Source organism: Exiguobacterium sp. KRL4, assembly GCF_001870785.1.
In the GTDB taxonomy this organism is placed as follows: domain Bacteria; phylum Bacillota; class Bacilli; order Exiguobacteriales; family Exiguobacteriaceae; genus Exiguobacterium_A.
Window position 1 is genome coordinate 1 of record NZ_MOLV01000010.1, and the last position, 26,025, is coordinate 26,025.

The 26,025-nt window shown below is 49.0% G+C and carries 25 protein-coding genes; 18 read left to right on the forward strand and 7 right to left on the reverse strand.

Annotated elements, in window-relative coordinates:
- Positions 1 to 723: 723 nt before the first annotated feature.
- On the reverse strand, positions 724 to 1,218 hold the full coding sequence (locus BLD48_RS07905) for a hypothetical protein (protein WP_071499726.1): 495 nt from the start codon (positions 1,216 to 1,218) through the stop codon (positions 724 to 726).
- A gap of 255 nt (positions 1,219 to 1,473) precedes the next feature.
- Between BLD48_RS07905 and acnA the strand changes: the two genes are divergently transcribed.
- From acnA to BLD48_RS07955, 10 genes are all read left to right on the forward strand, one after another.
- Complete coding sequence (acnA, locus tag BLD48_RS07910; RefSeq protein WP_071499727.1) at positions 1,474 to 4,197, forward strand: aconitate hydratase AcnA; 2,724 nt, start codon at positions 1,474 to 1,476, stop codon at positions 4,195 to 4,197.
- Between the two features lie 66 nt (positions 4,198 to 4,263).
- Positions 4,264 to 4,728, forward strand: coding sequence for a DUF3939 domain-containing protein (locus BLD48_RS07915; RefSeq protein ID WP_071499728.1), 465 nt, complete (start codon positions 4,264 to 4,266; stop codon positions 4,726 to 4,728).
- 231 nt (positions 4,729 to 4,959) lie between these two features.
- Positions 4,960 to 5,667, forward strand: coding sequence for a hypothetical protein (locus BLD48_RS07920; RefSeq protein WP_071499729.1), 708 nt, complete (start codon positions 4,960 to 4,962; stop codon positions 5,665 to 5,667).
- A gap of 75 nt (positions 5,668 to 5,742) precedes the next feature.
- On the forward strand, positions 5,743 to 7,986 hold the full coding sequence (locus BLD48_RS07925; RefSeq protein WP_071499730.1) for an AAA family ATPase: 2,244 nt from the start codon (positions 5,743 to 5,745) through the stop codon (positions 7,984 to 7,986).
- 12 nt (positions 7,987 to 7,998) lie between these two features.
- Complete coding sequence (locus tag BLD48_RS07930; RefSeq protein ID WP_071499731.1) at positions 7,999 to 8,433, forward strand: acyl-CoA thioesterase; 435 nt, start codon at positions 7,999 to 8,001, stop codon at positions 8,431 to 8,433.
- A 95-nt stretch (positions 8,434 to 8,528) separates the two neighbouring features.
- A complete protein-coding gene (locus BLD48_RS07935; RefSeq protein WP_071499732.1) occupies positions 8,529 to 9,575 on the forward strand; it encodes a M15 family metallopeptidase in 1,047 nt (348 codons plus the stop codon).
- 17 nt (positions 9,576 to 9,592) lie between these two features.
- A complete protein-coding gene (plsY, locus tag BLD48_RS07940; RefSeq protein WP_071499733.1) occupies positions 9,593 to 10,213 on the forward strand; it encodes a glycerol-3-phosphate 1-O-acyltransferase PlsY in 621 nt (206 codons plus the stop codon).
- Between the two features lie 226 nt (positions 10,214 to 10,439).
- Positions 10,440 to 11,204 (forward strand): DeoR/GlpR family DNA-binding transcription regulator, encoded by a 765-nt coding sequence (locus BLD48_RS07945; protein ID WP_071499734.1) that lies wholly within the window; start codon positions 10,440 to 10,442, stop codon positions 11,202 to 11,204.
- Between the two features lie 25 nt (positions 11,205 to 11,229).
- A complete protein-coding gene (locus BLD48_RS07950; RefSeq protein ID WP_071499735.1) occupies positions 11,230 to 11,895 on the forward strand; it encodes a copper homeostasis protein CutC in 666 nt (221 codons plus the stop codon).
- Between the two features lie 385 nt (positions 11,896 to 12,280).
- The gene (locus tag BLD48_RS07955; protein ID WP_071499736.1) at positions 12,281 to 12,919 is read left to right on the forward strand and encodes a DUF975 family protein; all 639 of its coding nucleotides are present in this window, start codon (positions 12,281 to 12,283) and stop codon (positions 12,917 to 12,919) included.
- 59 nt (positions 12,920 to 12,978) lie between these two features.
- Here the strand turns inward: BLD48_RS07955 and BLD48_RS07960 are convergent, their stop codons facing one another.
- Together BLD48_RS07960 and BLD48_RS07965 are read right to left on the reverse strand one after the other, a co-directional pair.
- A complete protein-coding gene (locus BLD48_RS07960; protein WP_071499737.1) occupies positions 12,979 to 13,860 on the reverse strand; it encodes an NAD(P)-dependent oxidoreductase in 882 nt (293 codons plus the stop codon).
- Entirely contained in the window at positions 13,857 to 15,605 is a 1,749-nt protein-coding gene (locus BLD48_RS07965) for an ABC transporter ATP-binding protein (protein WP_071499738.1), read from the reverse strand. Before BLD48_RS07965 ends, BLD48_RS07960 begins: the two co-directional genes overlap by 4 nt.
- Before the next feature lie 133 nt (positions 15,606 to 15,738).
- On the opposite strand from BLD48_RS07965, the gene BLD48_RS07970 reads away from it, so the two are divergent.
- The 4 genes from BLD48_RS07970 to BLD48_RS07985 all read left to right on the forward strand — a co-directional run bounded on the left by BLD48_RS07970 (position 15,739) and on the right by BLD48_RS07985 (position 20,006).
- A complete protein-coding gene (locus BLD48_RS07970; RefSeq protein ID WP_071499739.1) occupies positions 15,739 to 16,179 on the forward strand; it encodes a YaiI/YqxD family protein in 441 nt (146 codons plus the stop codon).
- An 88-nt stretch (positions 16,180 to 16,267) separates the two neighbouring features.
- Positions 16,268 to 17,911, forward strand: a complete 1,644-nt coding sequence (locus BLD48_RS07975; protein WP_236629967.1) for a sensor histidine kinase — start codon at positions 16,268 to 16,270, stop codon at positions 17,909 to 17,911.
- A 21-nt stretch (positions 17,912 to 17,932) separates the two neighbouring features.
- Entirely contained in the window at positions 17,933 to 19,687 is a 1,755-nt protein-coding gene (locus BLD48_RS07980) for an EAL domain-containing protein (protein ID WP_236629968.1), read from the forward strand.
- A gap of 52 nt (positions 19,688 to 19,739) precedes the next feature.
- The gene (locus tag BLD48_RS07985) at positions 19,740 to 20,006 is read left to right on the forward strand and encodes a hypothetical protein (RefSeq protein ID WP_071499740.1); all 267 of its coding nucleotides are present in this window, start codon (positions 19,740 to 19,742) and stop codon (positions 20,004 to 20,006) included.
- Positions 20,007 to 20,141: 135 nt separating this feature from the next.
- On the opposite strand, the gene BLD48_RS07990 is transcribed toward BLD48_RS07985, so the two are convergent.
- Together BLD48_RS07990 and BLD48_RS07995 are read right to left on the reverse strand one after the other, a co-directional pair.
- On the reverse strand, positions 20,142 to 21,116 hold the full coding sequence (locus BLD48_RS07990; protein ID WP_071499741.1) for a DUF4003 family protein: 975 nt from the start codon (positions 21,114 to 21,116) through the stop codon (positions 20,142 to 20,144).
- 54 nt (positions 21,117 to 21,170) lie between these two features.
- Complete coding sequence (locus BLD48_RS07995; protein ID WP_071499742.1) at positions 21,171 to 21,692, reverse strand: DUF1836 domain-containing protein; 522 nt, start codon at positions 21,690 to 21,692, stop codon at positions 21,171 to 21,173.
- A gap of 112 nt (positions 21,693 to 21,804) precedes the next feature.
- Between BLD48_RS07995 and trhA the strand changes: the two genes are divergently transcribed.
- The 4 genes from trhA (at position 21,805) to BLD48_RS08015 (ending at position 25,340) form a co-directional block, all read left to right on the forward strand.
- On the forward strand, positions 21,805 to 22,452 hold the full coding sequence (gene trhA, locus BLD48_RS08000; protein ID WP_071499743.1) for a PAQR family membrane homeostasis protein TrhA: 648 nt from the start codon (positions 21,805 to 21,807) through the stop codon (positions 22,450 to 22,452).
- Positions 22,453 to 22,579: 127 nt separating this feature from the next.
- Positions 22,580 to 24,307 carry a M3 family oligoendopeptidase gene (locus tag BLD48_RS08005; RefSeq protein WP_161487704.1) on the forward strand — a complete coding sequence of 576 codons (1,728 nt, stop codon included), beginning with the start codon at positions 22,580 to 22,582 and terminating at the stop codon, positions 24,305 to 24,307.
- A 46-nt stretch (positions 24,308 to 24,353) separates the two neighbouring features.
- Positions 24,354 to 25,052, forward strand: a complete 699-nt coding sequence (gene rpiA / locus BLD48_RS08010; RefSeq protein WP_071499744.1) for a ribose-5-phosphate isomerase RpiA — start codon at positions 24,354 to 24,356, stop codon at positions 25,050 to 25,052.
- Positions 25,053 to 25,082: 30 nt separating this feature from the next.
- Entirely contained in the window at positions 25,083 to 25,340 is a 258-nt protein-coding gene (locus BLD48_RS08015; protein WP_071499745.1) for a hypothetical protein, read from the forward strand.
- Between the two features lie 38 nt (positions 25,341 to 25,378).
- Here BLD48_RS08015 and BLD48_RS08020 read toward each other — a convergent pair whose 3' ends face one another.
- Positions 25,379 to 25,783: a DUF350 domain-containing protein gene (locus BLD48_RS08020; protein WP_012370068.1), complete on the reverse strand. Its 405-nt coding sequence runs from the start codon at positions 25,781 to 25,783 to the stop codon at positions 25,379 to 25,381.
- Between the two features lie 12 nt (positions 25,784 to 25,795).
- Positions 25,796 to 25,972, reverse strand: coding sequence for a hypothetical protein (locus tag BLD48_RS16380; protein ID WP_201723143.1), 177 nt, complete (start codon positions 25,970 to 25,972; stop codon positions 25,796 to 25,798).
- Between the last annotated feature and the right edge of the window lie 53 nt (positions 25,973 to 26,025).

Genomic DNA, 26,025 nt, shown 5'->3' on the forward strand with positions numbered 1-26,025 from the left:
GTACTTGGTCTTCAGTCTGAGAAAAAGAGTGTCGTTTTTAAAACGGCACTCTTTTTCTATGAATATTAAAGAATGAAGAAATAAAGGTAGTTAATACAAGTCAAATATTTTGCTGCATTCATTGTAAATAAACTTTATACATTATAAAAAATATGTATTATTAATGAATTTAAAAAAGATTCGTTCAATCATTTCATTTCCGTATATAAAATTTATAGTGAGTAAATCAATAGTCAATAAAAAATATGACGTCTTACAATTATATAAAACGGTCGTTTAATATAAAAAATACTAATTACTCAAAAACCTAGTAAACGAAGCAAAAAGCCTTGTATTTAATCATATATTAATCAGTGTCTATTTATGAACTGTAGATAACGTTTTATATAAAAACCCGAATCTTTGCTAAAGATTCTTAGAAGATTAAATATTTACTTCGCATTAGTAATGGATTTCAGCTCGCGATCGGCGATAAATGTTACATTTCGTTAAAAACTCAATACCTTTCTATACTAATTAAACTAATTCACTCTGGATACATAATTCCATTCACGACGCCCGTTCTAAATAAAAAAGTGTTATGTAAACTAATTTACTTTATCGATTTACTTGTGATAATTATCTGTTATCACAAGTAAAACGAATAAGATTCAAATAAAACCTTCGAAATCAAAAACGCCCCCCAAACAACAGGGGACGAAGCATGCACCTTATAATGTTAATTCACACCGTCTCATCCGTAAACGTTTCACCGGTCCGGCGCACGGTCGCTCCGAGTTCCGCGGCAATCGCGTTGATGGCTTCCGAATCCTCGTTGACCTCACTGATGATGATGACGCCATAGTGGTCAGGATTGATCTGGTTGAGTGTCCGGTTAAACAAATCAAACGAATCGCGTTCGTTTTTTTCATCACGGTTCGCCCCGATCAGGTATCCGGCGACGGAACCGACGAGCATACCGAACGGTCCACCGACAACGCCGACCGCCATTCCGATCATGGAGCCTTTAAACGATTGGTCCTGTTGCGTGAAGTCAATTGCATCGATGAACGAGAAGCCGTCCGTCTCGTTGCGTTTGGCAAGCACCATCTGTTCCATCTCAATCTCTTTGATTGCTTCGAGATCCTTGATCATCTCAAAACCGGTTTTTGCCTTTTCCAAATCATGAAAAACGATCGTCGTAACGACGTGTGTTGCCTCATTTTTATATTGTGCCATAATTTCCGCCTCCAGAAAGTTCTGATATCGTTCTACAATTTAGTAGTACCCGTAACAGAACCATTAAAAACTAGAAAGCGCGTGTCGTCATAAGCATATGATTGATATAGTTTCTCAATTAGCCGATAAGTAAAACTTATTGAAGGTCTTTTGTTCTTTCAAATTGTAACGAGGCTCATATTATACTATGATAGAGCTGTACAAGTAAGCGGTATCAGGGGCTTGATGTCGTCAACACTTAAAGGGGGAATCAGCATGAAGCAAACGCAACCAACGCAAGATGTCTTTGGTGCACGCCGTTCGTTTGAAGCAAACGGTAAAAATTACAACTATTACAGCCTTGAAAAATTGGAAGAACTCGGTCTGACGGAAGTCAAACGCCTTCCATATTCAATCCGTGTGTTGCTTGAATCCGTCCTTCGTCAACAAGACGGTCGTTCGATCACACGAGAGCATGTCGAAAACTTGGCGAAATGGGGAACTGCCCAAGTATCGAATGATATCGATGTACCGTTCAAGCCGTCACGCGTCATCTTACAGGATTTCACGGGCGTTCCGACTGTCGTCGATCTCGCATCACTCCGTAAAGCGATGCAGGACCTCGGTGGCAATCCATCGGTCATCAACCCGGAAGTTCCAGTTGATCTCGTCGTTGACCACTCGGTTCAAGTTGATTCTTACGGATTCGCCGGCGCACTCGCTGAAAACATGGACCTTGAGTTCGAACGTAACGAAGAGCGTTACAAATTGTTACGCTGGGCAACAACGGCATTCGATAACTATCGTGCCGTACCGCCTGCAACAGGAATCGTCCACCAAGTGAACCTTGAGTACTTGGCATCTGTCGTCCTTGAAAAAGAAACAGCTGACGGTTCGGTTGATGTCTACCCGGATACACTCGTCGGAACAGATTCTCACACAACGATGATCAACGGACTGGGTGTCCTTGGTTGGGGTGTTGGTGGAATCGAAGCAGAAGCCGGCATGCTCGGACAACCGTCATTCTTCCCGGTTCCTGAAGTTATCGGTGTCCGCATCACAGGTGAAATGCACCCTGGAACAACAGCAACGGATGTTGCCCTTCGCGTGACTGAAATGTTGCGTCAACACAACGTTGTCGGTAAATTCGTTGAGTTCTTCGGACCATCGCTTCACCTGATGTCACTGTCTGACCGTGCGACCATCGCCAACATGGCACCTGAATATGGTGCGACATGCGGATTCTTCCCGGTGGATACGGAAACGTTGACGTACCTTCGTCTGACAGGCCGCGATGAAGACTTGATCGAAAAAGTCGAGAACTACTCAAAAGCAAACGGCTTGTTCTACACGCCGCAAAATGAAGATCCAACGTTCACGAAGACCGTTGAACTTGATCTGTCGACAATCGTTCCTGCACTTGCCGGACCAAAACGTCCACAAGACCGGATTGACTTGACAGACGTGCACACGTCGTTCCAAAAAGCGTTGACAGCACCACAAGGAAACGCTGGTTTTGGTCTCGCGGAAGAAGAAGCAAGCAAAGTCGCTGTCGTTCAATTCAAAGACGAAGCGGTTGAGATGCGTACGGGAGACCTCGCGATCGCAGCGATCACGAGCTGTACGAATACATCGAACCCATACGTCATGATTGGTGCCGGACTCGTTGCGAAAAAAGCAATCGAACTTGGATTAACGGTTCCGAAATACGTCAAGACATCCCTTGCACCGGGATCAAAAGTCGTAACGGATTACCTTGAGAAATCAGGTCTTCAGCCGTACCTTGATCAACTTGGCTTCAACACAGTCGGTTACGGATGTACGACATGTATTGGAAACTCGGGTCCACTTGACCTCGCCGTCGAAAACGCGATCCTCGGATCAGACCTGCTCGTCTCGTCTGTCCTCTCAGGAAACCGGAACTTCGAAGGACGGGTTCACCCGCTCGTCAAAGCCAACTACTTGGCATCACCACCACTCGTCGTCGCGTATGCAATTGCCGGTACAGTCGACGTCGACATCACGAACGCGTCACTTGGAACAGGTAAAGATGGACAAGAAGTCTTCTTCGCGGACATCTGGCCGTCACGTGACGAGATCCAAACGATCATCAACACAGTCGTCACACCGGAAAGTTTCCGTGCCGAGTACGATTCGGTCTTCTCAGGAAACGAACGTTGGAACAACCTCGACGTGCCGACAGGCGATCAGTATGACTTCGATGCAGAATCGACATACATCCAAAATCCACCGTTCTTCGAAAACTTGGCGAAAGAAGCGGGTCATGTCGAAGCATTGAACAACCTCCGTGTCTTTGGTAAGTTTGCGGATTCTGTCACGACAGACCACATCTCACCAGCCGGTTCATTCTCGAAAACAACACCAGCCGGACAATACCTTGTCAGCAAAGGTGTCGCACCAAAAGACTTCAACTCATACGGTTCACGCCGTGGTAACCATGAGATCATGATGCGCGGAACATTCGCGAACATCCGGATCCGTAACCAAGTCGCTCCAGGTACAGAAGGCGGCTTCACGACGTACTGGCCAACAGGCGAAACGATGGCGATGTACGATGCTGCGATGAAGTACAAAGAAGATGGCACAGGTCTTGTCATTCTCGCCGGTAAAGATTACGGGATGGGTTCATCACGTGACTGGGCAGCAAAAGGTACAAACCTTCTTGGTGTCAAAGCCGTCATCGCCGAGAGCTTCGAGCGGATTCACCGTTCTAACCTCGTCATGATGGGTGTCTTGCCGCTCCAATATGTAGCTGGCACATCGGCTGAATCACTTGGATTAACAGGTGAAGAAGCAATCAGCATCGCGATCGACGAGTCAGTTCGTCCGCGTGACATCGTGGAAGTCACAGCGACAGCTGCAGACGGAAAAGTCACGAAGTTCGAAGCGATTGCTCGTTTTGATTCAGAAGTCGATATCGATTACTACCGTCACGGCGGAATCTTACCGATGGTTCTCCGCGAACGCTTGCAAAACTAAACCGTTTACATTAACGTTTGAGGTGGGGGAAACCCCACCTTTTTTGATGCAGAAAGGGGCGAGACCGTGAACCGATTCAAGAAATGGTTTCAAGCAAAAGAAGAACCCGAGCTGGCGGTTCGCGACGTCACGCTCGATGAAGTCAAACGGGCGACACACAAATTTGAACTGACGTTACCAAAAGGGACGAACCGAACGATTCTACTCGACGATGAACAACGGATTGACATGACACGGTTGGCACCACATCTCGGTGTCCGTTCGACACAAGTTTTTTATATGTCACGCGAGACGTTTGCGATCATGGAGGCGAAAGACCATTTGACGGTCTATGAAATGGATTATGTCCAAGTCGCGGTCGACCGTTATTTTGACAAAGAACGCAAGTTACCGCTCAAACCGTACTCAAAGACGTTTCAAGTCGATTGTGCGAAGTTATTTGAACAAGGGTATTTACGCAAGTTGCCCCATCAAACGTATTACATCGTCGATGAATCGATGATTGTCTCGCTTGAACCAAAAACCGATTAAACGAAGATGGACTGCCGGATGAACGGGAGTCCATTTTTTGAGTTGGCCATCGGTCGTTTGCCTGACATGTTCGCTGCCGCTTGTATTCCCTGAGCGAAATGGAATCAATTGTTCAAAAGTCTGACGTATTTCTTCAGAAATGCGTGAAACTTGGACAAACCCTTTGTATTCTAAGCCTAAAACCGATACGATTAACATGAAACGAGACAAATCTAGGATGGTGTACATGGCATGACGAAACGAACGAGCACATGGATTGCAGTCGCAATCGTGGCAATGGCGATACTCCTTGCCTATAATTTTTATCTCCTGAATAAGACACAGACCGCAAACGAAGATAAGACCACACCGGTCAAGCCGTTTTATACGATGTCACGCATCCAGTACGTCGAAAAGAAATTGTCGACGACGGAAGATGCGCTTGAAACACGGACGTATGAAGTTGTATTTGACGACAAAGGTCACTTCCGGACAGAAGTCATCGACGGTCCCTCGAAAGGGACGATGGCCATCTGGGACGGTGACATGTTCCGTGAATACAATGCGGATGGAAAATTACTGAACGAAACCAAGGCTTCGAAAAGCGTCAGTGCGCCGCGTCCGTTCCTCTCGCGTGGTTTTAATGAACAGATCATCAAGTTCATCGAAGACGGTGACTTCGGTCAAGTCGAAGGGGAAGCCGATATCGCAGGACTCGCAGCAGACGTCTACGTCAAAAAGGAGCCGGCAAGCACGGTACCAAAAGAATGGATCAAACAATACCCGTCGTTCTTCGACAAGGAAGACAATTCGGAAGAAGCGACGTACTATGTTGCGTCCGACCGGTCAAAAGTACTTGGCGCCGAGTCGCGTAACAACGGAAAGCTGTTTTATTCCGTCAAGATGAAAAAACTCGAGACATTGGATACATTCGATCCGAACTGGTTAAAAGTCAATTGAGGACAAACCGACTTGAGCGTCACACCGTGACGCGCAAAGTCGGTTTTTTCGAGAATTAGGAGGAATCAACTCAAGATGGAGACGTTCTCAAAAGAGGAGATGTTCAAACAGATTTCCGCATGGGAAGACGGAGCGAAAGTCGAGGAAGTCCTCGCACTACGCTATGCCCAAAGCAGCCGTCTGTTGCAGGAAACCGGGGCGTTAGTCCGGATTTTAGCGTTACTCGTCGAACACCGGTATATCATGACGGGACGAATCGATGCGTTAGCCGAAAGTTGGATGCAGGAAATCCGGCAACACGACCGCCTGCCGGAACGCCTGGAACAATTGCTGATCGAACAACAATTGCAGACGAGTTATCAATTACTCGTCGCACACACCTTCCCGACGATTCGCGAGACCGACAATGCCAATGCCAAACGTTCGGCGACGACGGAGCTGATTCAACAGACGGATCAGATTCTCCATGAAACGGAACAGGTCGTCGAATTGACGGAACGCCTGCGCCGGATCGACGCCAGTCGCTGGTCGGAATTATTTGAAGCGGGGAAAGCGTTGTTGTTGTCGAGTGCGACGCTTGAACAGACGGCAACCGAGTTTCTCAACAGCCTGCAGGAACGATTTTATTCGCGGGATGCGTTTCGGGAGATGACGGAACTGAAGGCGACTGCGATCCAGGACTTACGGCGGGTCGTCTCGTTGTTGCCGGCTGAAATCAAACAGGTCGAACGGTCGGCGCTCGAAGAACTCGATGCGATGATCGGGCTCGATGACATCAAGTTGCGGGTCCATCAGATGTACCGTTTTTTGAAGTATCAGCAAAAACGGACGGCAGACGGTTACCGGTCGAGTGACCAACCGTCCCTGCATATGATTTTCATGGGAAATCCCGGAACCGGAAAAACGACGCTCGCCCGGTTGATGGCGAAAATCTATCATGAGTTAGGTCTGCTCGAACGGCCGGAAGTCGTCGAGACGGACCGGTCGTCGCTCGTCGGTGCCTTTGTCGGACAGACGGAAGAACAGGTCATGAGTAAAGTCCGGGAAGCGGTCGGTGGGGTGTTGTTCATCGATGAAGCGTATGCCTTGAAGCGAGCCGGACAAAGCGGCAACGATTATGGGCAGGCGGCAATCGATACGCTCGTCGCCGCGATGACGAGTGGTGAGTATGCAGGACGATTTGCCGTCGTCCTCGCCGGTTATCCGGAAGAGATGCGTGATTTTTTAAAGGCCAATCCCGGTCTGCGGAGTCGGTTCCCGGAATCGAACCATTATTTGCTGGCCGACTATACCGATACGGAACTGCTTGAGATCGGACGCTCGATCGCGACGGCAAACGATTATGTCTTGACGGAGCAGGCGGAGCGGGCGTTGCTCGCCCGACTTGAACGCGAACGGGTCGATGCCAGTTTCGGCAACGGACGGGCCGTCCGGAATATCGTTCTTGATGCGATCTTTAAAAAAGGTGCAAGCCTCGGGGAAAGTGCCAGCCATGAGGATTTTGCCCTGCTCGAACAAGCCGATTTCGAACTTGTCGCGTCAGACGACAGTACGGTCGAGGAACGGCTGAATCAACTGGTCGGGCTCCAACCGCTCAAAGCAGAAATCAAACAGATCCAAGCCTTATTGTCGATGCAAAAACGCCGGCAGGAGGCCGGCTTTAAAGTCTTGCCGGTCGAACTCCATGCTGTCTTCAGCGGGAACAGCGGCACCGGTAAGACAACGGTCGCGGCGCTTTATGCGGACGTCTTGCAGCAGTGCGGTTACTTGAAGCGAGGGCATTTGAAAGTCGTCAGTCGCGCCGATCTCGTTTCGGGCTACGTCGGACAAACAGCGCAACAAACGCGGGACGTGATCCGTGACGCGCTCGGTGGTGTCTTGTTCATCGATGAAGCTTACGCGCTGAACGGTGGGGCAAACGACTTTGGCAAGGAAGCGATCGATACGCTCGTTGATGAGATGACGAAACATGCCGATAATCTCGTCGTCGTCCTTGCCGGTTACGAGCAACCGATGCAAACGTTACTCGCCAGTAATCCCGGGCTGAAATCCCGTTTCAAACGCGAGTTCCACTTCCCGAACTATGCGAAGGACGAGTTGATCGAAATCATCATCAACTATGCGACGCAGTACGGGTATCAGTTGACGAGTGAAGCGAAACAGACGCTCGAGCAAATGATTGAGACGGTGCCGAACGGAAATGCGCGTGCCGCGATTACGATCGTCGAACGGGCGATTGCTAAACAATCCGTTCGATTAATTGACAAACTTAGCTTAACCGGTTCAGAATGGTCCTATCTTGAAAAAGAGGATTTTTAAGGGGGAAGCTGCATGCACACGATTGAAATACCAGTTCGTTACGCAGAAACCGATATGATGGGTATCGTCTATCATTCCAATTATCTCGTGTATCTTGAGATTGCACGGACGGAACTGATCAAGTCTCTGGGGCTCGACTACAAGGAAATGGAAGAAACGGGGTACGTCTCCCCGGTCACGAACGTCAATCTCGATTATAAACGGTCTTTGACATACGGTGACGTGGCACACGTCTCCGTCTGGATCGACCATTATGACGGATTGCGGACGATTTACGGATACGAAGTCAAGAATGCCGACGGTCAACTGGCCGTGTCGGCCAAGACGACGCACGTCGTCGTCAAAAAAGAAAACTTCCGTCCGATCCGTCTGCCGAAAGTCTTTCCGAACTGGCATGCGATCTATGAACAGATGCGTGCCGAGGATGCCGTCCTCATCTCGAATTAAGCCTCCGCCCTCAGCAGGATTTCTTGCGTGAGGGCTTTTCTAATCGGTCGATTAGAGGTAACATAGAATAGCACCAAGGAAGTGGGGAATTAAAAATGAAAAAAATCGTAGCAGTCAGTACATTGGCGCTCCTCCTTGCAGGTTGTAATCCTGGGGATCAGGAAGCGGAAAAAGACACAAAATCAGAAGAACAGGCGAATCAAAACGCAGACGAAAAGGTCGCACAAGATAATGAAAAAAGTGATGCCGAAGTAGCAAAAGAAAAAGAAGCGGCTGAAGCGAAAAAAGAAGCCGAGGCAAAAGCCGAAGCGGAGAAAAAAGTGGAAGAACAAGCAACCGCTGACCAACAAGCAGCCGAAGACAAAGCGGCAGCCGACAAAAAGGCAGCTGAAGAAAAAACCGCTGAAGATAAGACGGATGAATCAGCAACAGAAGAAAAAACAGATGAGACAACAGAAGAGAAGAAAGACGACGGAAAAACCGATTCTGCACAGGATCCGGAACCGGCGAAACCATCAAAACCGGAGTCAGAGACACCGGACGTCGATAAATCGGATACGAAAGCGGATCTGTCCCTCGGCCAGCTAGTCGTCGTCAACAAAAAGTACAGCTTGCCGATCGACTATAAACCGTCGGATCTGGTTGTACCTGATGTCAGCTTCTCTTACTCGGGTGTGCTTGAACAAAGTTACATGCGGGCACCGGCAGCGAAACAAATGGAAAAAATGTTCGCAGCAGCAAAAGCAGACGGCGTCACATTAAATGCGGTCAGTGGTTTCCGCTCAGGCGCACGTCAAACGGTTCTGTACAACAACTATGTCGCGCGTGACGGAAAAGAAGCAGCCGATCAGTACTCGGCCCGTCCGGGTCACAGTGAACACCAGACCGGGCTTGTTTTTGACATCTCAGCCCCAAGTGTCGGCAATGGATTGACGGCAGCGCTTGGTGATACAAAAGAAGGAAAATGGATTGCGGACAACGCAGCGAAGTATGGATTCATCGTCCGGTACGATCGTGGATTCCAGTCACGGACGGGTTACACGTATGAGCCGTGGCATATTCGTTACGTCGGTGTTGGTCCAGCCACACAAATTAAAAATAATGGACAGACTCTCGAAGAATATATGAAGGTCGGTCACTAATACGTTGGAGGTTGACCATGATTGAAATCATCGGGATTTTAATTTTAGGCTATTTGCTCGGATCGATTCCGTTTGCCCTGCTTGTCGGAAAATGGGGACACGGCATTGATATCCGCCAGCATGGCAGTGGGAATCTAGGCACGACGAATACGTTTCGGGTGCTTGGAAAAAAGGCGGGGATCATCGTCCTGATTGGTGATCTCGGTAAGGGCGCAGTAGCCAGTCTCGTACCAATCCTACTTGGATCAGAATTACATCCCTTATTTGCCGGGTTAGCAGCGGTCATCGGTCACATCTATCCGATTTTCGCGAAGTTCAAGGGAGGGAAGGCAGTCGCGACGTCTGGCGGAATGTTACTCGTTTCGAGTCCGATTCTGTTTCTCATCTTGTTGATTTCGTTTTTGACGACGTTACGATTCAGTCGGATGGTGTCGCTCAGCTCGATCGTCGCCGCAAGCATCGGGATTGTCGCCGCCATCACGATCGGCATCGTCGAGCAGGACTGGATTGTCCCAACGTTCTTTACGGTCCTTGCGCTGTTCGTCATCTTTAAACACCGCGAAAACATCAGTCGGATCCGTCAAGGGACGGAATCGAAGATTAACATGTTCGCGAAAGACAAAAAAGAAATCGATTGATTCGAGCCGGTGGATGTCCTCCTTCCTGTTAGGAAGCGCGGGGATTCACCGGCTTTTTTAGTTATTTCGGACAGCCGAGGACTTTTGAAAACCGCTCTTTCTGAAAAATAAACGAATTCAACAACATTTCATAGGAATTACACGTTTTTTTACATCGGATTTACAAGACCTTTACAGACGTTCGCTACACTAGAAGTAGTACTTGTCTGTGAAGGGAGTAGTTCATGTGTCGTTATTAGGAGAGGAACGAAAATCACAAATCATGCAATGGCTCGAAGAAGAAGGAAAAGTCATGACGAAGGATTTGATTGACCGCCTGGATGTCTCCGGGGAGACAGTCCGGCGTTATCTCGAGGAACTCGAGCGCGAACGGCAACTGAAACGGGTCTACGGGGGAGCGATCTATCAAGGGGGCAAACAAGAGTCACCGGTTTCAAGACGGACCGATCAATTGTCCCGCCGGCTGGCGCGGTATGCGAAAGGTTGGCTCGCGGACTACTCCTGTATCTTTTTAGGAAAAGGGGAGCCGGTCGAACATCTGTTACCGTATTTGAGCGGTGGGGCAACGATTGTCACGAACTCGCTGTCGATTGCCAGTCATCTCGAACAGTGCCGGGAAACCGGACCGTTTCATGGTGAAATCCGTTTGCTCGGCGGAACCGTCGATTCCTATGGACAGACGGTTGGGGTCGAAGTCTTGCAGGCGCTTGACGCCTACGCATTTGACGCGTCTTTTTTGACGTTCGATGGAGCTGAGATCGAACGGGGATTCGTCAGCGATGACATCGAGTCGTCGTTGATTCAAAAAGCCATCATTGGTCGGACGAAGGATGTCTATGCCTTTTTAGCGTGTGACGAATTCGAAGGAAACCGGAAGTATAAGGTTGCGGAATTCCGCCGCGCTAAAATCGTCCTCAGTCCCTCGACCTATCCGCCGTCTTGGGAGATGAAGCTGTTTAATGAACGGGTGAATTGGACCGTCGTCTCATGATACACTAGGGCGGGAGGGATGTATCATGTTAGAAATCATTGCAGCAACAGTAGAAGAAGCAACAGCCGCCGAGCGGGCGGGAGCCGACCGGCTTGAGCTGGTCTCGGCCTTATCAGAAGGCGGATTGACGCCGAGTTACGGATTGATTCGGCAAGTCTTGTCTTCGGTCGAGATTCCGGTCCATGTCCTCGTGCGACCACACAGCAAATCGTTTGTCTATTCGAAAGCCGATCAGGAAACGATCATCACGGACATCGATCTGATCCGGGAACTGGGGGCAGCCGGAATTGTCGTCGGTTCATTGACGGCAGACGGACGCGTCGACGAAGGGTTCCTCGGACGCATCATCAAACATAAGGGCGATTTGTCGCTGACGTTCCACCGGGCGATCGACAGCAGTCGTGACATCGTGGAAGCGGCTGAAGTATTGGCTGATTTTCCGGAGGTCGACCGAATCTTAACGTCAGGCGGACACGCGACGGCACTAGAAGGTCAAGCTGTCATCGCCCGATTGATTGAGCAACACCCCGACTTGATCGTCTTGCCGGGTTCCGGCATCACGGTCGAGCGGGCGGAAGAATTACTTAAAGCAACCCAGGCAACCGAGCTACATGTCGGATCCGCCGTTCTTGTGGACGGTCAAGTTGATGCTGATAAAGTCGCGGCGCTGAAAAAGTTGCTTGCGCGTTAATCAAAAACATTAGCTTTCGTGATAGTTAACCTTATACGAAAAGAGGAGCAGACTTGAATCTGTTCCTCTTTTGTTATTTTGAAGAAACCACGCATTCACGAGATTCCTACAGGAAAAAGCGCAAATTTTTGCGCTGTCAGAGACAAACAAGACCCGCTTTCCTGCCCCAAAGGACAGGAAAACTGGCTTGTGTCTCGCCTGAGGAAAGCGAGTGAAGAAAAAGTGGTTTCAGTTGCATCGCTCTTTTAAGAACAGAAGGGAATCCAATTGTCACAGTTGCCCAAAAATCGACACATCTTGAATGGATCGGGATAGGGATTGCTATTTTTTCAGGATAGACTACGGTAAACTATAACAGGAAAGTTGAAAGGTAAAGGAGCTCATCATGACAAATCTACAGTACAAACAAGCTGCACTCGCGACGCTGAAAGGAAAGTGGCTGACAGCGCTCAGCATCTCAATCGTCTATTTCTTGATCTTTGCGCTGGCTGCAAGCCGGATGTCGTTTGATCAAGACAATCTCGACAGCATGCTTCGCTTCGTCGCCTTGAACATCGTCGTGACGATTGTCCTCGCACCGGTTACGGTTGGACGGACGATTTCCTACTTACGCCTCGTCCGTGGTGAGACGGCAGGGATTGGCACACTATTTGAAGGGTTTTCATCCATCCGCTTTTATCTGAAGGTAATGGCTGCCTATACGGTTGTCACGCTCCTCGTCTACTTGGGCTCTTTTTTGATCGTACCGGCCATCTATTTTTACTTGATGTATCGACTGGTTCCGTTTTTGTTGATCGACCGACGGGATCTGTCGTTTTTCCAAGTTCTTGGAGAAAGCCGACGGATGATGCATGGTCATAAATGGCGTCTTGCGAAACTCTACCTCAGTTTCATCCTTTGGGGGATTCTCGCGTTACTCAGTACCGTCGGAGTTGTCCTGCTGACACCGTATTTCGATACGACGATGGCGCATTTCTATGAACAATTAAAAAAAGAGCAACAGACAGCGACACGTTCAGCGTAAAAAAACGAGTCTGACCTCCCATCACTGGGTAGGTCAGACTCGTTTTGTCGTTTCGTCTCTTAACGTGACGGTGTTTTCTCTTTTAATAACAGGTAAAGAGCTTGTGTTCCGGATTCGGCATGACCGGACGCGGCCAATTCCTCATACAAGTCTTTAACGAGGGCGAGACCCGGTGTCGAAATGCCCATCTCATCCGCACGTTCGAGTGCCAAACGCATATCTTTGATGAAGTGTTTGACGAAAAAGCCCGGTGAATAGTTTTCTGCGATGACACGCGGAATCAAATTCTCGAGCGACCAGCTGCCGGCCGAGCCGCTTTTGATCGTCTCGACGAACTGTGTTGGATCGATGCCGGATTTCGTGACGAACAGTAGCATTTCCGCTGTTCCAATCATCGATCCGGCAATTGCGATCTGGTTGGCGAGTTTAGCCGACTGCCCTTGTCCCGGACCACCAAAGCGGGCGATCGATTTCCCCATCGCCTCGAACAACGGTTTGACTTTGTTGAATGCCTCTTCGTCACCGCCGACGAGAATCGCGAGTGTCCCGTTTTTTGCGCCGAGATCGCCGCCTGTGACCGGTGCGTCGAGCGCGTGAAGACCTGTTTGAGCGGCTTGTTCCGCAATCCGGATCGCGAGTGCGGGACTTGATGTCGTCATGTCAATGACGATCGTCCCCGGGTTAGCCGAAGCCAAAATGCCGTCCTCGGCGAAATAAATCTGTTCGACATCTTGCGGATACCCGACAATCGAGATGACGGCGTCGACATTTGTCACGGCCTCCTGAATCGTATCGACGATGACAGCACCGTCCTGCTCGAGCAGTAATCCTTTTTCTTTGGTCCGGTTATACCCTTTGACGGAAAAACCGGCTTTTAACAAGTTGCGAACCATTCCTTGCCCCATGACGCCTAATCCGATGAAGCCGATTGTTTTTGTCATCTGTTACTCCCCCTTGTTGTTTCGGTTTGCCCGATGAATTGTTGCGTTACGAGTTTATTATACAAGACATTCGACGCGACGAGAGAGTCATGCGTCCCGATGCCGGAGACCCGTCCTTGTTCGAGAACAACGATTTGATCGGCATGGCGGACCGTTGCGAGACGGTGGGCGATGACGAATGTCGTCCGGCCTTCCATCAAACGTTCGAGGGCTTCCTGGACGACCCGTTCCGATTCCGAGTCGAGACTCGATGTCGCTTCATCGAGTAATAACAATTCGGGATCACGGAGCAACGCCCGGGCGATCGCAATCCGTTGCCGTTGTCCACCGGATAGTTTGACCCCGCGTTCTCCGATTTCCGTTTCGTATCCGTTTGCGAACGAGCGGATGAATTCGTCGGCATTGGCCATCTCGGCCGCTTCCCGGATTTGTTGTTCCGTGACGTCCCCCGTCAACCCATACAACAGGTTGTCACGGATCGTCCCGGACAGGACCGGCGAATCTTGTGCGACATAGCCAATCGCATTACGCCAGCTCGCGAGCTCGAACTGGTTGATGGCATGTGGTCCCAGTTCGATCTGACCAGACGTCGGCAGATAAAACCGTTCGAGTAAGGCGAATAAGGTCGATTTCCCGGAGCCGCTTGGTCCGACGATCGCCGTCGTTTGACCACGTGGCAAGGAAAAGCTGACGTCATGCAGCAAGGTGGTGTCATCATAACCAAAGGACAACTGATTAAAATGGACAGCTGAAAATGGTCGTTCGACGTGTCGTGTCCCGTCGTGTTCCGGCTGTTCTTCAAGGAGCTCGGAAATCCGTTCTGTCGCGCCACGTGCTTTTTGCAATTTAGAGATGAACTCCGTCATCATGATGAGAGGAGACATGATCTGGAACAGGTACAATGAAAAGGCGACGAGCTCACCGGCCGTGATCTGATTGGTCGAGACGCGGTAGGCACCGAAGCTGATGATGACAATCAACATCGAGGTCAGGGCGACATTAAAGACAGGTAACAAGATCGCTTGGATTTTTCCTTCTTTGACACCAAAACCAAACAGATGTTCAATCCGCGTCCGGCCTCGATCCATCTCGTATTCTTCCGTCGCTTGCGATTTGATCAAGCGGACTTCACCTAACATCTCCGCGAAAAATCCGGACAAGCCGGCCAGTTCTTTCTGAGTCTCGCGGGAAATTTGATGCAGTTTCCGGACGAGTGGAATGATGATCAGTAACGTAAACGGGACGGCAATCACCATGACGAGCGTCATCTGCCAATCGAGGAAAAATAAAATCGTGATCGCACCGACGATCGAGACGATTGACGTCAACAGACGGACGAGTTGTTCCGATAATAATTGTTGTAACGTCGTCGCATCATTGTTGAGACGGGAGACGAGTTCGCCTGACTTCGTTTCGTCATAGAACGGAATGGGTAAACTTAGCAAGTGTTTCCATAACATCGTCCGTAGATTCGCGACGATTCGCTGGCCAGCCACTTGGAGCCAGTAGATCGAAAAGGCATTGCTGACCATCTGGACGACGAAAACGAGCACGAACAAGGTAATCAATCCCGGTGTGATCCGGTCGACGGAAAAATTATCAATCAACGATTTTAAGAACCAAGGAATCATCAGGGCGGCAAGCGCTTGAATGATGGAGACTGTCACGGCGGCGGATAGCAGTCCGATCGGTGGTTCGCTTTTCTTCAGTAGCGATAAAAATGATTTGAACGTTGCAGATTTCAAGTTGGCACATCCTTTCCTACCTATTGTCTGTTCTAAAGGAATTACGGTCAACTTCGAACGATTCACTTGACAGTAATTCCTTTCGTCAAGGACACTAAAAGAAAGTGTTGGGAAATAAGGAGTGACATGATACGTGAGAATATGGATTGATGCAGACGGATGTCCGGTCGTTGATCTGACGATTCATCTGAGTACAGGGTTTGAGGTTTTTTTAGTCTGTGATACGGCACACCAATTTAGCCGGGAAGGCGCGACGACGATCACGATTGGTCAAGGGGCGGATGCCGTCGATTTTGCCATCGTTAATCGAATGGCCCCAGGCGATATCGTCGTGACTCAAGATTACGGTCTTGCAGCATTGTCACTGGCACGGAAAGGGCGCGCAATCGATCAGAATGGGCGGATCTTCACGAACGAGAACATTGATTTTCTGTTACATACACGGCATGTCGGACAAGAGATTCGACGTGCAGGCGGACGAACAAAGGGACCAAAGAAGCGGACACGTCAGGAGGATCTGGCGTTTGAGCAGTCATTTGTCCGTTTGGTAGCGGATGCAAGCTCGATTTCTTAAGGCGTAACAAGGTGAGATGCGACGAAAAAAACTGCGTCCCATGTTATAATTTTAGACAACTATTTACGAATTGGGAGGAAGAGGCGCATTGAAAAAAATCGTACGGTATCGTCCGGAAAAAAAGGTCCGCCCTTATCGCTTGAAGACCAGTCCTTTTCCAGCGTATGAGCTGAAAACGACGGATCAACAAAAAATTGGTCAGCTGACACAAAACTTGGCAGAAGTCGAACATAAATTGAAGCACCGTAACGAAATCATGGAAGCGTTGGCGACACAAAATGTCGAATCAGCCTGTGAGACGTTACTGGTCAAGCTGCTTAAATTCGTTGATTTAGAGGCCGGTGCCATCTTGTTGTACCGTCGTGAACAGTTGAGTCATCTCGTGACGCAAGGTGTCGAAGACATTGAATTGATCGAAAAAGATTTGGATCAATATTCAGTCTTACGCCGGGCCTTCGTCATGCGGAAGTCTGTCCAGTTACCTTTGACAGAAGGGGTGTATGAATCCGCGATTCCCGTCCAGTCACCTAGCAACGGGGGTGTCGTCGGTGTGATTTATTTGAAACATCCCTTTGAACAGTTTAACTTGGAACAGGTCGGTGACATTCTCGACTTGTCCCGTAAACTCGGGATGACACTCGAACGGCATTTATTGTTCCATCAGATGGAACACGAAAAAATCAAGACCTATCAGTTGCTCGATTCGATTCGGGAAGCCGTTTTATATATTGAAAGCAGTGGCGAACAGATTTATGCCAACCAGGCGTTATTGAACATGTTTCCGCCGAAGCTGGTCAGTCAGGCACAAGGGTTTCGACATGCCTATGAACGGGCGACGTCTCTATTTGAACACGTCGATCAGCCGGATGCGCTTCATGACTACATCGGTCAACTGATGAATGGTGACATACCAGGTGAAACGATTGAATTATCGGCGTTTCGTGGCAACTTGTTGCTCAGTGCCTATGCCGAGCGGATTGCGATCGCCAATGTCGAATGGGGCATGATGCTTGTCTTACGGGACGTCACGAAAGAAAAAGAATTGGATTTAAAACAGTCCGAGTTCGTTTCGATCGTGTCGCATGAGTTGCGGACACCGCTCTCGTCCATCATGGGATTCACGGAACTGCTGATGCGCCGGACGTTAGATGGACCGCGGCAGAAAAAGTATTTAGAGACGATCCATTCGGAAACGGTCCGTCTCGCGGAATTGATCGATGATATCCTGGAAATTCAAAAGGGTGAAGATGTGTCGCAAGGAACGGTCAAAAGACGCCTCGATCTGAAAAGACTGATCTTTGACATGAAGCCGATGTTTGATCTCGCGAGTCATCTGCATCGTATTCGCGTTTCGTTTGAAGAAGGGGATTACCGGATGACGGCAAGTGAAGAAAAAATGAAACAGCTCTTTACGAACCTGATCATGAATGCCATTAAGTATTCACCGGATGGCGGGACCATTAAAATTCATGGGCAAGTGAAGGACCAATTCATTTCACTGATGGTTGAAGATGAAGGAATCGGCATTCCCGAAAAAGCACTGCCGTTCATTTTTGATAAATTTTACCGGGCGGATAACTCTGATACACGGAAGATTGGCGGGACAGGTCTTGGTTTGGCGATCTGCCAAATGATCGTCATGGATCACGGCGGGACCATCACCGTTCAATCGGAAGAAGGGCACGGGAGTGTATTTACGGTTCAGTTTTCAATTGAGACGATGGCTGAATAATCGAGAAAGGAGGAAGAGGCATTGGATAATTCGCAAATGCGATATGAGGCATTACACCCACTTGTCGAAGAGATTCTAGGAAAGTTGAGTGAAAAAATCGGGGTCAACACCCTGTTTTTTGCGCTCAATGATTTGAACAGCAATTTCGTCGTCAAGGCGATCAACCAGGACAAAGAATTGATCGAAGAAGGGACGACACATGTCTTTCAGCACGTCCTCTGTAAGCTTGTCATCGATGAAGCAGACGGGAAGATTCAGATCAATGATCTGTTGGCAAATCCGCAGACGGTCAATCATCCAGTCACACAGAAACTTGGAACGGGTAGTTTTTTAGGTGTCGCGATTAAAAATGCCGACAATGAGAAAATCGGGACGTTATGTGCGTTTGATGATCGACCGTATGAATTCGATTCAGCGGATTTGGAACTGATTGAAAGTTATGCAGACATCATCAGTAAATCCATCAGTGTCGAGACGTATGTCATCAAGGATGCGTTGACGGATGTTTACAATGAACGGTATATGAATCGCTTGATCTCCAGTGTGACGAATCATCCTGCCTTTTTGATGGTCCTGAATCTCGATAACTTTCATGCGATTAATGCCACGTACGGGTACCGGGTCGGAAATCGTGTCTTACAGGAAATCGCGTCTCGTCTCAAACATGTTCCGATTCCGGATCATGTCGTCGGGCGGATGGACGGAAATGAATTCATCATCCTGGCGCCACTCGAACAAATGGCGTTTGCCGATCAAGGCAAAAAATTCGCCCGATCCATCATCGAATCGATTGAGCGGCCGATTATGCATCTGGCCGACGAACCGATTCACTTGACGGCATCGTCCGGGGTCAGTCTGTTGACGGGCGACCATATGAACCGGCAGACCCAGGTCTATGCAGCAGAAGCATTGATGCAACAGGTCAAGCTCGATGGCAAAGCGGGCATTTTGTTTGTCGACCAGCAACGGGATCTCGAACAACATCCGTTTAATCATGTCCTCGAACAAGAACTGAGCCATGCGTTAGAGCGCGATCAGTTTGAGTTGTATTACCAACGAATCCTGAATGCAAAACTCGGACAGACGATTGCTGTCGAAGCGTTACTCCGCTGGAATCATCCCATCTTAGGATTCGTCAGTCCGACAGATTTCATTCCGATTGCAGAGCGAATGGGGACATTCGGTCAGATCGGACGTTTTACGGTCTGTCAGGCCATTTCAGATAGTCTGCGATTGGAAAACGAGCTGGGACGACCTGTGATGATTTCCGTTAATCTGTCAGCGAGTCAGTTCCAGTCGGATTCGATGATTGCTGAACTCTTACAATTTGCTGGGCAAGACACGTTCAAACGAGACCGGATTGTCCTCGAAATTCGGGAAGAAGTACTCCAAATGGGGAAACGGACGGCCATCGAACGTTTAGAAAGCCTACGCCAAGCAGGTTATCGATTAAGTGTCGATCATTTCGGGAGCCACTATGCGTCACTCAACTCATTGTTACGGTTGCCGGTCCAATCGGTCAAACTTGATCCGATCTTCACGAGAGGGTTGGCACAAAACCAGCTCGAACAGTCCATGTTACAATCGGTTTATGCATTGACACAGGCCCTTGATATCGCGCTTGTCATACAGGAAGTCGAGACCGTCTCGCAATTCCGGCAAATCGTTGCACTCGGAGAACGGTTATACGTCCAAGGCCATTATCTCCATCATCCCCAGCCGATGAGCAATCTGATTGCTGATTTCGCAAAAGTGATTCATACGTCGGATGTTTAATCGTTCCGCGTGAGGGAATACTCTTAACATCACAGCTTGAGGGGGATTTTTAATGGCAGACCAACATGAAAAACAAACAGATCCGATTACATCAGGTAATAAAATGACAAAAGATGATATCGCCGGTCGCGACCAATCCGATACGGCGTCACAAGAAAAATCCGATTCACAGACGGACGAAGCGTCAAATCAAGCGTCTGATCAAGAAACAAGTGACCAACCGGATTCATCAACATCCGACGAAGCACCTGATCTCTCACATGAAGCCGATGAGGACGGGGACGTGACTCCGTCTGATGCGGACAACCAAGAAAAATAATCAGAAGAACGGACTGGCTTGTCGTTCTACTAAAAAAGAAGACGGAAGCGCTTTTGAAGTCGCTTCCGTCTTTTTTGTCATGGGCAGAAATGGTATTGGTTTGTCGGCACAGGTATGTTCCGTCGAAGTGGACGATCAATCACCACCACTACCACCCCCATCGCCCCCATCAAATCCACCGTCCGCCATACCGCCATCAGTCGCATGTGACGTATCCGTCAGGTCGACGGGGAATAGGTAGACAGGCAAGAAGTCGGACGAGTCTGTCAAATCGGACGGCGTGAATGGAGCAAACAGCTGATGCAGTGTCGGATGATCGGCCACATATAACCGAACGGCGGTCAGGAACACTAAATCTTTCCGGTACTTGAAGTGCGAATTGTGGCGTAATTGTTCCGTCATTTGTTGTAACGCCGGTTGATGGCTGCGCGGATCGCCAAGCAAGGCGAGTAAACCATGAAACGACAACGGAATACCTTGTTTCCGGTATAGGTTCCGGGACTGGGTCAGTTGGTCGATATAAGTCGAATGATCTTCGACCGGTAGTAAGGAAAGAAGCAGAGCCGTGACGTAGGTCTGCTGTGACCGGCCAAACCGTTTTTTCAGCACCGCATAGGTCGACTCGATCTGGTCGTGAATGTCCGTCAGCTCTCCGCGGCGTAAGCTGTTTAAGAACAGAAACGACATGAGTAACGGCGAGACGATGAAGCGGTGGGAGTCCTTGACAAGTCGGTACAGATCGACCGTTCGTTGCAGCTGCGCATCGGTCGCATCCAACCGGCTGATCAATAATGCCGTCGAATAGGCATTCAGCGGATGGACAAGCCGGTGGGTCGCAAAAAAACTGTAGATTGACATCATTTGGGTGACTCGTTCTGATGGTGACGCGTCGTAGGCGTGAATCTTTGACGCGAGCAATAACGCTTGGGTCTGATGGGAGCGCAGGCGTTTTTCGAGATCGGTAGCGGTTTTCTCCAAATCGGTAAACGTCGTGTGATGTCGACCGACTGTAGCATCAAAAGCAAGTTCAATTAAAATCCCGTCCTGATAATTCACGAAATAGTGTCCTGTTTCCTCAAGTCGTGCTAAAAAGGGTCCGACGACATCCATCCTGTCCACCTCGCTATTCATTTCCCCTATTTTACCATGAGAGAGGTTAGAAAGTTAATCTTCTAATTGATCAATCAACCGTTCGGCTGCCCGGCGATACAAGTTGCTCATATGGGCCAGTGACAAAATCAGTTGTAACTGTTCTAAATGATCCAAGTCATCAGGAAGCTGCTGTTGTTCTGCGAAAAAAGTCTGGTTGGTCGTCGTCGTGTCGAGATACGTTTGATAAAAGGCTTCCAGGTCAATCGTCTGATTGGTGATTCCTGTATTCAAGTCCGTCAGAATCGTTTTGATGTCGTTGATCGAAAATGTTCCTTTGAGCTGATAAATCAGACTGATCAAGATGAGATGGTCTTTCTTATATTTTTTATTCGTCACCGGGAAAAACAGTTTCTTTTTTGCATAGTTGTTGATCATCGTTTTCGTCAAAATCGTCTCGCCTTTGGAGCGGGTCGTCTCTTCGAATGTCCGTTCAAACAATTGAATGACCTGGTCCATGTACAGATCGATATTCGGGATGTCTGTTAAATCCAGTTGCCGGTCAAGTGATGGTTTTGGTTGATTTGCGTGTGTCATGAAAAAACCTCCAAAAAATAGTACGGAATGACTTCCTATTTCTCTACTATATGATAGAATGTTCATATAACGCTATGTAGTATTGAAAACTACATAACAATGGAGGGAAATTATGAAAACGTATATGAGAGAACCGATTAATGGACTGACGCATCTCGGAGGCGCAGTCTTCGCCTTCATCGGGCTGCTGGCACTGGTCATCAAAGCGGCACTTGAGCGAGGAACGGGATTAGCGATTGTCGCGACGATCATCTTCGGAGTCAGTATGATTGCCTTGTATGCTGTCTCAGCAACGTATCATATGGTATTAGCAAGCGACCGGGCGATTGCGACTTGGCGACGTCTCGATCACTCGATGATCTATTTATTGATTGCCGGATCGTACGCCCCATTTTGCCTGATCAGCCTCAACGGACCGACCGGCTGGGTATTATTCAGTATCGTCATGCTGATTGCTGTCTTCGGTATCACCTTCAAACTGGTCTGGTTCAACAGTCCACGCTGGTTGTCGACGACGCTCTACATCGGGATGGGATGGATCATGGTGTTTGCGATCACACCACTTGCCGCTGTGTTGTCACCGATCGGCATCGGTCTTCTGTTCCTCGGTGGAATTTTCTATACGATCGGTGGGATCATCTACGGTCTGAAGCCGAGTATCCTTTCGTTCAAACATCTTGGGTTCCATGAGATTTTTCATGTGTTTGTCTTGCTTGGCAGTTTAGCGCATTTCCTTTGTGTCTATTTCTTCGTCATTTAATGGTTCCGACATCCTTTCCATCAAGCGAAAGGATGTTTTTTTGTGGAAATAACTAGAAAAACAGGACTTGTCTTAAACGGAAACGAATGAAGGGAGGGACAGAAAAGGCTTAAAAGGAGGAATGGGTATGTCGACCATGACATCGCGTTGGCAGTTGAACGCTAGCTATACAACGGAAGAGGTCAAACAAAAGTTAGAGATGTTACAGCAGGAACTTGACCGGTTCCAAACCGTCCAAGCACCGATCCGCTCACAATTAGTGACACTTGAGCAGCTCATGTGTCAGGTCGAAGAACTCAGTGATTTCGTTTATTGCCTGTACGCAGAGGACGTGTCACGTCAAGAGGTAATTGATCTGCTCGAACAAACGGATACGTTGCAGGCAAGTCTCGAGACGGGTGGAACTTTCTTCGAGGAACGACTGCGGACGTTGTCAAACGACGAGTGGACAGCGTTACAAAACGAAGAGGCGTCCTATTACCTGACGGAACGCCGTGCCATCATGGAACGGCGTCTGCCGGCGGAGCAGGAACAGTTGATTCAGGCGTTGGCAGTCGACGGATTTTCTGCCTGGGAACAGTTGTATGAACAACGTTTGACTAGATTACGACTACCCTTGAATGGAGCAACGGTCACGATTGGACAAGCCTGGCATCAGGCGGCCCACGGTACGACACGAATCGACCGTCAAACGGCAGCAACCGCTATTGTGCAGACCTGCGCCGCTGAACAGGACGACTTTGCGATGATTCTTAACCGGATTGCCGGATTTCGATTACAAGTGTATGAAAAACGCGGCTGGGACGATCTCTTGACTGAACTCTGCGAACAAAATCGGATCAAGCGACCGACGATTGAAGCGATGCTGACGGCGATTGATCAAAATCGTCCGTTGTTCCAGTCGTACTACGAACGGAAATTGCGTCTCGCCCAAATCACGGAACCACAGTGGCACGATTTAGAGGCAAATACCTTCAAATCGGACCGTCCTGTCTCGTATGCAACAGCGCAAACAATCATATTAAAACAATTTGAACGTCTGCATCCTCGGTTGGCCACCTTTACGAAACACGTATTTGAAGCAGGTTGGATCGATGCCGAAAACCGGCCCAATAAAGCGGAAGGCGGTTTTTGTGCGTCACTTCCGGTCCTGAAAGAGAGCCGCATTTTCATGACGTACCGCGAGACGTATCAGGATGTCGTCACGCTTGCCCATGAAATTGGTCACGCCTATCATAATTCATTGTTGCACGATCTACCGTTCCTCGACCAAATCAAAGGAACGAGTATCGCCGAGACCGCGTCGACGTTCATGGAAAATCTGGTCCTCGACGCCGTCATCGAACAGTCGGCAGGAAAAGAAAAATTGGCGATGCTTGAGACCAAAATCAACGAAGGCTTAAAATACGTCGGGACCGTGCCGAACATGTTCCGGTTTGAGCAACGTTTTTATTCCGAGCGGAAGCAGGGACCGGTCTCAAGCGCACGGATCGCAGCATTGATGCGGGAAGAAGAAGCTGGCTTTTACGGGGATCTGTTGGACGAGGCGGCTCCGTTTAAATGGATCTATGTCAGTCATTTTTATGACACTGGCAAGGCATTTTACAATATTCCCTATACGATCGGCTACTTGTTGAGCAATCAGTTGTATACGAAGGTCAAACAATCCCAAACGGCGTTCAGCAATCAATTTGAACCGCTGTTACGGGCATCGGGTCGGGCTTCGATCGAAGAGTTGATGGAACAGTACCTGGACGGAGAACCGGATTCGGTCGCTTTTTGGCAACAAGCACTCGAACCGCTTCTTTCGGCAATCGAGTTGTATGTACAAGAGACGGAAGGACTCGTCGATTGAAGTCCGCCTCAACCGGGAATAGAGTACTAACGAAGGAGGGATGCTGATGTATGAGCAGGAGAAGAAGATGCTGGCGGAAGCGGCCATCAAGCAGGTCAAGAACGGCATGATCCTTGGTCTTGGGACGGGCTCGACGACCCGGAGTTTCATCGATGCCTTAGGCGAATGGGTCAAAGCGGGCGGCGAGGTTCAGGGGGTCGCGACATCAAACGAGACGGTTGAACAAGCAAAACGTCTCAACATTCCGCTCCTGTCACTGGAAGAAGTGACCCATATCGATCTCGTGATCGACGGCATCGACCAAATCGATCAACGGTTCCGTGTGCTCAAAGGTGGAGGCGGAGCATTATTCCGGGAAAAAGTCGTCGCGCTGATGAGTCGGGAAGTCCTCTACTTAGCGGACGCCTCGAAGTTCGTGCATCACTTGACCGGACCGTTACCGGTCGAAATCGATTTATTTGCGAGACCGTATGTCGAACGTTATCTGCGGGACAAGCAGCTGGACGTGACACTGCGGGAACACGACGGTAAACCGTTCGTGACGGATGGCGGACATCTGATTTTAGATGTGGATCTCAAGCAGGTTCAAGATGTGCGTCATTTTGCCCAGGAACTAAAAAGTTTGACGGGGGTGCTCGAAACCGGTTATTTCGAACGGCAACCGGATCACGTCCTGACCGTCGAGCAAGGGAAAATCCGACAGTTGGCTCACCCGGATTTGCGGGACGGGGGAGGACTTGTCTGAGCTGTGTTCTGGTAGAAAGAAGGGGAACCGATGCGATTACGAAAACGGTATGTGTTCGGAGCGAGCGTCTTGGCTGGTGCCGGTCTGCTCTTGATAAAGAACAAAGACAAACGAAATATGGATCCGTTAAAAGAGTATTTGACTCACTTGGATCAAGACGCAAGTCCGGACGCCGACAAAGATCCGGATGAAGTCGGCTTGACGAAACTCGATTCGATTTATCGTGCCGAGTGGCAAGCGAACGGCTATCCGCGTTCCCAAAAAGAACTCGAAGATTTAGAAAAATAAATCACGCCAGCACTCCGGTTCGGGGCGCTGGCGTGATTTTAGTATGTAAGGGAACCGGCGATGATCAATCCGATCGAAATCGATAAAAACAGTAATAGTAAACCAACGGCTTCGTTGTTGGCGTCAATCTCTTTTGTCATACTGAGACGTGGAATGATCAAGTCAGCCAAGTAGAACAAGACGATCTGGAAAACAATCGCAAGCGCTCCCCACAACACCATGTCGAGAATGCTGACGGAGTTCGTGATACTTGAATAAAGAACGATCGCAAGACCAAGGATCCGTCCGCCGAACGCATAGACGGCCGCTTTTTTCCCTTGACGGATCAGCTCCATCTCTTTTGATTTCGTCGTCACTTCAAACAGGACGACCCCGATTGCAAGCAGGAGCGTTGCGACTCCGATATACGCAAGCGTCGATAAAAACAGTTCACTAAAACCCACTGTATTTCCCCCTTAGGAATGATTTGATTTATTTCGTTCTTTTCGTTGTTGCCACGAGACATACCCTTCGAGCATCGCACCGACTAAAATCCCGGCTGAGACGTACAGGTAAAAATTATCACCGATGTAACCAAAGAGAAGCCCCAGGAGCAGACCGATTATAATGTAAGGTCCTTTTGTTAATTTCATCAAACTCACCTACCTCACTGTCAAACGTATCTGATTTTTCACGATTCGTCCAT

Bases quoted from the DNA above. Each gene is read 5' to 3' on its own strand.
- BLD48_RS08015 (WP_071499745.1), top strand. From the start codon at position 25,083: ATGCGATTACGAAAACGGTATGTGTTCGGAGCGAGCGTCTTGGCTGGT.
- BLD48_RS07960 (WP_071499737.1), bottom strand. From the start codon at position 13,860: ATGACAAAAACAATCGGCTTCATCGGATTAGGCGTCATGGGGCAAGGA.
- BLD48_RS07905 (WP_071499726.1), bottom strand. From the start codon at position 1,218: ATGGCACAATATAAAAATGAGGCAACACACGTCGTTACGACGATCGTT.
- BLD48_RS07990 (WP_071499741.1), bottom strand. From the start codon at position 21,116: ATGGATGTCGTCGGACCCTTTTTAGCACGACTTGAGGAAACAGGACAC.
- acnA (WP_071499727.1), top strand. From the start codon at position 1,474: ATGAAGCAAACGCAACCAACGCAAGATGTCTTTGGTGCACGCCGTTCG.
- BLD48_RS07955 (WP_071499736.1), top strand. From the start codon at position 12,281: ATGACAAATCTACAGTACAAACAAGCTGCACTCGCGACGCTGAAAGGA.
- trhA (WP_071499743.1), top strand. From the start codon at position 21,805: ATGAAAACGTATATGAGAGAACCGATTAATGGACTGACGCATCTCGGA.
- BLD48_RS07950 (WP_071499735.1), top strand. From the start codon at position 11,230: ATGTTAGAAATCATTGCAGCAACAGTAGAAGAAGCAACAGCCGCCGAG.
- BLD48_RS07935 (WP_071499732.1), top strand. From the start codon at position 8,529: ATGAAAAAAATCGTAGCAGTCAGTACATTGGCGCTCCTCCTTGCAGGT.
- rpiA (WP_071499744.1), top strand. From the start codon at position 24,354: ATGTATGAGCAGGAGAAGAAGATGCTGGCGGAAGCGGCCATCAAGCAG.
- BLD48_RS07995 (WP_071499742.1), bottom strand. From the start codon at position 21,692: ATGACACACGCAAATCAACCAAAACCATCACTTGACCGGCAACTGGAT.
- BLD48_RS07920 (WP_071499729.1), top strand. From the start codon at position 4,960: ATGACGAAACGAACGAGCACATGGATTGCAGTCGCAATCGTGGCAATG.
- BLD48_RS07930 (WP_071499731.1), top strand. From the start codon at position 7,999: ATGCACACGATTGAAATACCAGTTCGTTACGCAGAAACCGATATGATG.
- BLD48_RS16380 (WP_201723143.1), bottom strand. From the start codon at position 25,972: ATGAAATTAACAAAAGGACCTTACATTATAATCGGTCTGCTCCTGGGG.
- plsY (WP_071499733.1), top strand. From the start codon at position 9,593: ATGATTGAAATCATCGGGATTTTAATTTTAGGCTATTTGCTCGGATCG.
- BLD48_RS07925 (WP_071499730.1), top strand. From the start codon at position 5,743: ATGGAGACGTTCTCAAAAGAGGAGATGTTCAAACAGATTTCCGCATGG.
- BLD48_RS08005 (WP_161487704.1), top strand. From the start codon at position 22,580: ATGTCGACCATGACATCGCGTTGGCAGTTGAACGCTAGCTATACAACG.
- BLD48_RS07985 (WP_071499740.1), top strand. From the start codon at position 19,740: ATGGCAGACCAACATGAAAAACAAACAGATCCGATTACATCAGGTAAT.